This is a genomic window from Kitasatospora sp. MY 5-36, from assembly GCF_001182915.1.
GTDB lineage: Bacteria > Actinomycetota > Actinomycetes > Streptomycetales > Streptomycetaceae > Kitasatospora.
In genome coordinates, this window is record NZ_LFVW01000609.1 from 1 (window position 1) to 6914 (window position 6914).

A 6914-nucleotide genomic window follows, 5' to 3' on the forward strand; every position below is an offset into this window, starting at 1 on the left:
CGCGGGCCGTCGCCCTGGCGGCGCTGCTCGGCGGCGGCGCGCAGGACGGCTGAGCCGCCTCCGCACGGTCGGCCCCCGGGGTGTCAACCGTGCGGGCCGCCGAGCCGGGGCGGCGGCCGGAGCGCCAACCGGGAGGATTTCGCCCATCGGGACGGTCTGGCCCGCCGCCCCGGCGCGTTGGTATACCTCGTTGCCGGACTCGGGAGCGGCCTCCGGGCCGCCCCGGTGAGCTGCGACGAAAGGCTGGTGACGGATCGATGAAGCTCCTGCGCGTCGGACCCGCGGGCGCCGAGCGCCCGGTCGTCCTGGGTGAGGACGGCACCGCGTACGACCTCTCGGGGCGGACCCGCGACCTCGACGGGGCCTTCCTGGCCGGGCTGGACCCGGCCGCACTGGCCCGGGACGCGGCCGCCGGCGTCCTGCCGGTGCTGGACCTCGACGGCCTGCGGGTGGGCGCACCGGTGCCCCGGCCGGGCAAGGTGGTCGGCATCGGGCTCAACTACCGCGACCACGCGGCCGAGGCCGGGGCCGCGATCCCGGCCGAGCCGGTCATCTTCCTCAAGCCGGGCTCCACCGTGGTCGGCCCGTACGACGAGGTGCTGGTGCCGCGCGGCGGCGAGAAGACCGACTACGAGGCCGAGCTGGCCGTCGTGATCGGCCGCACCGCCCGCTATCTGGACTCGCACGCCGAGGCGGCCGGGGTGATCGCCGGGTACACGATCGCCAACGACGTCACCGAGCGGGCCTTCCAGTTCGAGCGCGGCGGCCAGTGGGACAAGGGCAAGTCGGCGGAGACCTTCACCCCGCTCGGGCCCTGGCTGGTCACTGCCGACGAGGTGGCCGACCCGCAGGCGCTGACCCTGCGGCTGTGGGTCAACGGCGAGCGGCGGCAGCACGGCAGCACCGCGGAGATGGTCTTCCCGGTGCTCGAACTGGTCCGCTACGCGAGCCGGTTCATGGTGCTGGAGCCCGGCGACGTGGTCATCACCGGCACCCCGGCGGGGGTCACCCTGGGCCGCCCCGGCACGCCGTACCTCGCCCCGGGCGACGTGGTCGAGATCGAGGTCGACGGGCTCGGCCGCCAGCGCCAGGTGCTCGGCAAGGCGTAACGGCGCGGGCCGCCCGACCCTTGGCACGGGGGTCGGGAGGGGCGCCGGGACCGCTCGGGTGCGGCCGCGCCGCCTAATGGCCGCCGCCCAGCACCGCCCGCAGCCGCTCCGCCCGCTCCGGCCGCGGCCCCTCCAGCGCCAGCACCCCCGCCAGCACCTCGGCCGTCTGCGGGTCGTGCAGCGCCGTCGCCGCCGCCATCGCCGTGAACTGGTCCACCAGCCAGTCGCGCAGCTCCGCCACCGGCAGCGCGCGCCCCTCGTCCAGCCAGCTCAGCGACGCGCCCTCGACCACCGCGATCCAGGAGCGCACCAGCAGCGTCAGCCGCGGCCCGGCCTCCCGCACGCCCAGGTGGCGCAGCGTCCGGCGCAGCGCCTCCCGCCGGACGTCGTCCACGATCGCCGAGGTGCGGGCCGTCTCCACCACCGAACCGCCGCGCAGCAGCGCCGAGTAGCCCGCGTCGTGCTCGGCCACGAAGGCGAAGTAGCCGTCCAGCACCGCCGACAGCTGCTCGGACGGCGTCCCGCTCAGCCGTACCGCGAAGCGGCTGCTCAGCTCGTCCGCCGCGGTGCGCAGCGCGGCCTCGTACAACTGCTGCTTGCCGCCCGCGAAGTAGCGGTACACCAGCGGGCGGGAGGCCCCGGCGGCCTCGGCGACGTCGTCCAGGCCCACCTCCTCGGGCGGCCGGGAGGCGAACAGCTCCAGGGCGACCGCGATCAGCTGCTCGCGCCGCTGCTGGACCGGCAGCCGCCGGTAGCCGGTGCGGCGCGGGCGCGGCTCGGGTGCGGCCGGGGCGGGGCTGGCTTCCATGGCGGCCAAGCGTAATGGGCGCCGGACGGATCGGATCCGGTCGCGCCGAACGGATTTTCGCAGGCGAACCCGGCTCGCAAAGGGGTTGCAAAGCTGCCGCGCCACGAAATGATGTCCGAATGCGTGAAGAACTGATCACCGCCGACGGCGCCACCCCTCGCCGCATCGCCGACGACCACGTCCGCGAACTGGCCGAGCTCGACCCGCTGACCGCGGTGTACCTCGGTCTCAACCTTGACGACGACCGGCTTCCCGACCTCTCCCCGGCCGGTCCCGAGGCCGTCGCCGACCTCGCCCGCCGCACCCTGGCGAAGCTCGACGAGGCCGAGCGGGCCGGTGCCGCCGACGACGAGGCGGAGCGCCGCTGCGCCCGGCTGCTGCGCGAGCGGCTGACCGCCGAACTCGCCGTCCACGAGGCGGGGGAGAACTTCCGCTCGCTGCGCAACCTGGGCTCCCCGGTGCACGACGTGCGGGAGTCCTTCACCCTGATGGGCACCGACACCGAGGCCGAGTGGCAGGTGATCGGCCGCCGGATGGCGCGGCTCCCGGAGGCGTTCGCGCAGTACCGGCGCACGTTGACGGAGGGCGTCGAGCGCGGCCTGCTGTCCGGCCCGCGCCAGGTGGCCACGGTGCTCGGGCAGTTCGCCGAGTGGCTGGGCGAGGACGCGCCCGCCGCCGAGCGGGTGCCCGGCGCCTGGTTCGGCACCTTCGTCCAGGGCGCGCCGGAGGGTCTGCACCCCGAGCTGTCGAAGCACGCGGTGGCCGCCGCCGAGGCGCTGGCGGAGCTGCGCGACTGGCTGCGCGACGTGTACGGCCCGGCCGCGGCCGGCGCCCCGGACACCGCGGGCCGGGAGCGCTACGTCCGCTGGGTGCGCTACTGGACCGGTGCCGACCTGGACCTGGACGAGGCCTACGCCTGGGCCTGGAGCGAGTTCCACGACCTGCTGGCGCAGATGGAGACCGAGGCCGAGAAGGTCCTGCCGGGCGCGGGTCCGCTCGCGGCGATGCGCTGGCTGGAGTCGGACGGCCCGGCGATCGAGGGTGCCGAGGCCGCCCGGGAGTACCTCCAGGGCCTGATGGACCAGGCCGTCCGGGACCTCCAGGGCACCCACTTCGACCTGGCCGAGCCGGTCACCCGGGTCGAGTCGAGGATCGCCCCGGCGGGCAGCGCCGCCGCGCCGTACTACACCGCGCCCTCGCTGGACTTCAGCCGTCCCGGGCGGACCTGGCTGCCGCTGGTCGGCCGGGACCGCTTCCCGGTCTGGGACCTGGTCTCCACCTGGTACCACGAGGGCGTCCCGGGCCACCACCTCCAGCTCGCGCAGTGGAACTACGTCGCCGACCGGCTCTCCACCTACCAGGTGAGCCTCGGCGGGGTCAGCGCCAACCTGGAGGGCTGGGCGCTGTACGCCGAGCGCCTGATGGACGAGCTCGGCTACCTCACCGACCCGGGCCACCGCCTGGGCTATCTCAACGCGCAGATGATGCGCGCGCTGCGGGTCATCGTCGACATCGGCATGCACGTGGGCCTGGACTTCCCGGCGGACTCCCCGTACCGGCCGGGCGAGCCGGTCGCCCCGGAGCACGCCCGGGAGTTCTTCGGCCTGTACTGCGGCCTGTCGGCCGACTTCCTGGACAGCGAGCTGGTCCGCTACCTGGGCCTGCCCGGCCAGGCGATCGGCTACAAGCTGGGCGAGCGCGCCTGGCTGCGCGGCCGGGCGGCGGCGAAGGCGGCGCACGAGGCGCGCGGCGAGGAGTTCGACCTCAAGGCCTGGCACATGGCGGCGCTCTCGCAGGGCTCGCTGGGGCTGGACGACCTGGTCGAGGAGCTCTCGGCGCTCTGAGCCACCACGCGGCGCGAGCCGTGGAACCAGGCCCCCGGGACTCGGTCCGCAGTCCCGGGGGCCTGGTTCTTTTGTCCTGAAGGTCTGATTTGGTGAGGTTTTTCCTTGCCATCCGTCCGGAGCGGGGTTTGGCTGGAAGGCGACTGCGTGACCTCTCCGCCCCACTCCGGAAGGCTCGACCAGTGACTGCGAGAACCGTCGCCGGTCATGAGGACGCGGACCGCCGCCGCTGGTGGGCGCTGGCCGTCATCGCCACCGCCCAGCTCATGATCGTGCTCGACATCACCATCGTGAACATCGCACTGCCGTCCGCCCAGCGGGACCTGGGCATCTCGGACGCCGACCGGCAGTGGGTGATCACCGCCTACACGCTGGCCTTCGGCGGCCTGCTGCTGCTCGGCGGCCGGCTGGGCGACCTCTTCGGCCGCAAGCGCGTCTTCACCGTCGGCCTGCTGGGCTTCGCCCTCGCCTCCGCCCTCGGCGGCGCGGCGGTCGGCCCCGCCATGCTCTTCGGCGCCCGCGCCCTCCAGGGGGCGTTCGGCGCCCTGCTCGCCCCCTCCGCGCTGGGGCTGCTCTCCACCACCTTCTCCGATCCGCGGGAGCGCAGTACGGCCTTCGGCATCTTCGGCGCGATCGCCGGCGGCGGCTCCGCGATCGGCTTCATCGCCGGCGGCCTGCTGACCGAGTACCTGGACTGGCGCTGGTGCCTGTTCGTCAACGTGCCGATCGCCGCCGTCACCGCCTTCGCGGCCTTCAACGTGCTGAAGCGCGACCACGTCGGGAAGGGCCGCCGGCTGCGGCTGGACCTGCCCGGGGCGCTGCTCGGCTGCGGCGGCCTGCTGGCGATCGTCTACGGCACCTCCGAGGCCGTGACCAGGGGCTGGGGCGACGGCCTGGTGATCGGCCCGCTGGTCCTGGGCGTGGCGCTGCTCGCGGCGTTCGTCCTGGTCGAACGGCGCACCGCGCACCCGCTGCTGCCGCTGCACATCGTCGCCGACCGCAACCGCGGCGGCGGCGCGCTCTCGGTGGGCCTGGCGATGGTCGGCATGTTCGGCCTGTTCCTGTTCCTGACCTACTACCTCCAGGCCATCAAGCACTTCTCGCCGATCGTGTCCGGCCTGTCCTTCCTGCCCATGACGGTCGCCATCGTGCTGAGTTCGACGGGCTTCGCGGCCCGGATGATGACCAGGGTGCCGTCCCGGAACCTGATCGGCCCCGGCCTGCTGCTCGCCGCGGGCGGCATGGCCTGGCTGACCCAGATGCGGGTGGACAGCCCGTGGGCCGGCATGGTGTTGCCCGCCGAGCTGCTGATCGGCTTCGGCATGGGCCTGGTGTTCATGCCGGCCATGAGCCTGGCCACCCTCGGGGTCGCCCCGAACGAGGCCGGCGCGGCCTCGGCCACCATCAACTCGGCGCAGCAGGTGGGCGGTTCGGTCGGCACCGCGCTGCTGAACACGGTCGCCGCGAGCGCCACCGCGAGCTTCCTGGCCACCCGGATCGCCGCCGACCCGGCGGTGCGCGCCCAGGGCGCGGTGCACGGCTACGTCGTCGCGACCTGGGTGGCGATGGGCGTGCTGCTGGCGGCCGCGCTGGTCGCGGTGCTGATGATCGACCACCGGCCGACCCCGGTCGCGGCCACCGTCGTCGAGGCCACCGTCGTCGAGGGCGGGGCGGCATCGGCGTCCGCCGTACGGGCGGTGGACGGGCGGCCGAGCCCGCGGGCCGTGGCCCGGGCCGACGTCCGGGCGAACGTCGAGACCGGGGCCGAGGTCCGGGCCGAGGCGGGTCCGGAGCGGCCACCGGCCGATTGAAATTTGCAGCAAGTCCTTGCAGTCAACCTCCGGCGCCTGCTTGACTCCTGGCCACCACCGTCCAGGAAGCAAGGAGGCGCCGCCGTGCCGTCCGAGACTGTTTCGCCCGAGGCCGCGCCGCCCGAGTTCGACCTGCTCGTCGTCGGCGGCAGCGGTGTGGACACCATCGTCCGGGTCGAGCGGCTGGAACTCCCGCCCGGCGACTCGCGGTTCGTCGAGCCGGTGCGGGACTACGTCGGCCACACCGGCAACGGCGTCGCCCTCGGCGCCCACCACCTCGGCCTGCGCACCGCGTTCATCGACTTCCTCGGCGACGACCCCCAGGGCGACCTGGTCCGCGCCCACTACGCGCGCCACGGACTGCACTTCGCGCACCTGGTGAGCCCGTACGGCACCCCGCGCGGGGTCAACCTGGTGGACCCGGCCGGCCGCCGGTTCTCCTTCTTCGACGGCCGCCACCCCGCCGACCTGCGGCTGCCGCGCGACTTCTGTCTGCCGTACGCCGAGCGCAGCCGGCACGTCCACCTGTCCATCACCGGCGTCAACCGGGACATGTACGGCGACCTGCACCGCCTCGGCCGCACCACCTCCACCGACCTGCACGACTGGGACGGCGCCGACCCGCACCACCGCGACTACGCGCTCGGCTCCGACCTGGTCTTCCTCTCGGTGGCCGGCTGCCGCGGCCGGCACGAGGAGGTGATGCGCGCGATCCTCGCCGAGGGGCGCGCGCGGGTGGTCGTCGCCACCGCCGGCGCCGAGGGCTGCCACCTGCTCACCCGGGACGACCCGGCGCCGCGCCGGCTGCCGGCCGTCGACCCGGGCCGTCCGGTGGTGGACACCAACGGCGCCGGGGACGCCTTCGTGTCCGGCTTCCTGTACGCCTGGTTCCAGGGCCGCCCGCCGCTGGACTGCGCCCGGGCCGGTACGGTGGCCGGGGCCTTCGCCTGCACCGCCGCCGGGACGCACACCGCTTTCGTCGGAGCCGCAGAACTGGACGCGGTGCTGACGCGCTGACGGTATTTCTCATCGAGCTCCAAGGAGCCGGTCACGCCCTTTCCAGGCTGAGGCGCCATAGTCGTTCACCGAACGACGCCACCGACCGCCCCGGCAGGAGAGACAGGCATGGGCAAGCACCGCCGCGAGGGTTCGCGCCGCCGCAGACTCCTGGCCCCGTCCCTGTTCACCGCGCTGTCCGCGGTGGCGGTCGCCGCCGTGCTGACCGGGACGCACGGGCTGGACCTGTCCGACACGACGGCCGCCGGGAAGGCGGCCCGCAGCACCCGTGCCGCCGTGCCCGTCCCGGCCACCGACCCGGCGGCGGTCGCCCCGCCCGCCCCGG

The 6914-nt window shown here is 74.6% G+C and carries 6 protein-coding genes; 5 read left to right on the plus strand and 1 reads right to left on the minus strand.

Annotated features, from left to right (window positions below):
• The first annotated feature begins 257 nt into the window (after positions 1-257).
• Complete coding sequence (locus tag AE652_RS31495) at positions 258-1109, plus strand: fumarylacetoacetate hydrolase family protein (RefSeq protein ID WP_049657737.1); 852 nt, start codon at positions 258-260, stop codon at positions 1107-1109.
• A 73-nt stretch (positions 1110-1182) separates the two neighbouring features.
• Here AE652_RS31495 and AE652_RS31500 read toward each other — a convergent pair whose 3' ends face one another.
• Complete coding sequence (locus AE652_RS31500; RefSeq protein ID WP_049657739.1) at positions 1183-1917, minus strand: TetR/AcrR family transcriptional regulator; 735 nt, start codon at positions 1915-1917, stop codon at positions 1183-1185.
• A gap of 119 nt (positions 1918-2036) precedes the next feature.
• Between AE652_RS31500 and AE652_RS31505 the strand changes: the two genes are divergently transcribed.
• The 4 genes from AE652_RS31505 to AE652_RS31520 all read left to right on the plus strand — a co-directional run.
• Positions 2037-3761, plus strand: a complete 1725-nt coding sequence (locus AE652_RS31505; RefSeq protein ID WP_049657741.1) for a DUF885 domain-containing protein — start codon at positions 2037-2039, stop codon at positions 3759-3761.
• A 266-nt stretch (positions 3762-4027) separates the two neighbouring features.
• The gene (locus tag AE652_RS31510) at positions 4028-5572 is read left to right on the plus strand and encodes an MFS transporter (protein ID WP_082346096.1); all 1545 of its coding nucleotides are present in this window, start codon (positions 4028-4030) and stop codon (positions 5570-5572) included.
• A gap of 84 nt (positions 5573-5656) precedes the next feature.
• Positions 5657-6589 (plus strand): carbohydrate kinase family protein, encoded by a 933-nt coding sequence (locus tag AE652_RS31515; RefSeq protein WP_049657742.1) that lies wholly within the window; start codon positions 5657-5659, stop codon positions 6587-6589.
• Positions 6590-6697: 108 nt separating this feature from the next.
• Positions 6698-6914, plus strand: a 217-nt coding sequence (locus AE652_RS31520; RefSeq protein WP_049657744.1) for a hypothetical protein, incomplete at its 3' end; no start/stop codon positions are given.

Excerpts from the sequence above, each read along its gene's own strand:
- AE652_RS31495 (WP_049657737.1), top strand. The coding sequence starts at position 258 with ATGAAGCTCCTGCGCGTCGGACCCGCGGGCGCCGAGCGCCCGGTCGTC.
- AE652_RS31500 (WP_049657739.1), bottom strand. The coding sequence starts at position 1,917 with ATGGAAGCCAGCCCCGCCCCGGCCGCACCCGAGCCGCGCCCGCGCCGC.
- AE652_RS31505 (WP_049657741.1), top strand. The coding sequence starts at position 2,037 with ATGCGTGAAGAACTGATCACCGCCGACGGCGCCACCCCTCGCCGCATC.
- AE652_RS31510 (WP_082346096.1), top strand. The coding sequence starts at position 4,028 with ATGATCGTGCTCGACATCACCATCGTGAACATCGCACTGCCGTCCGCC.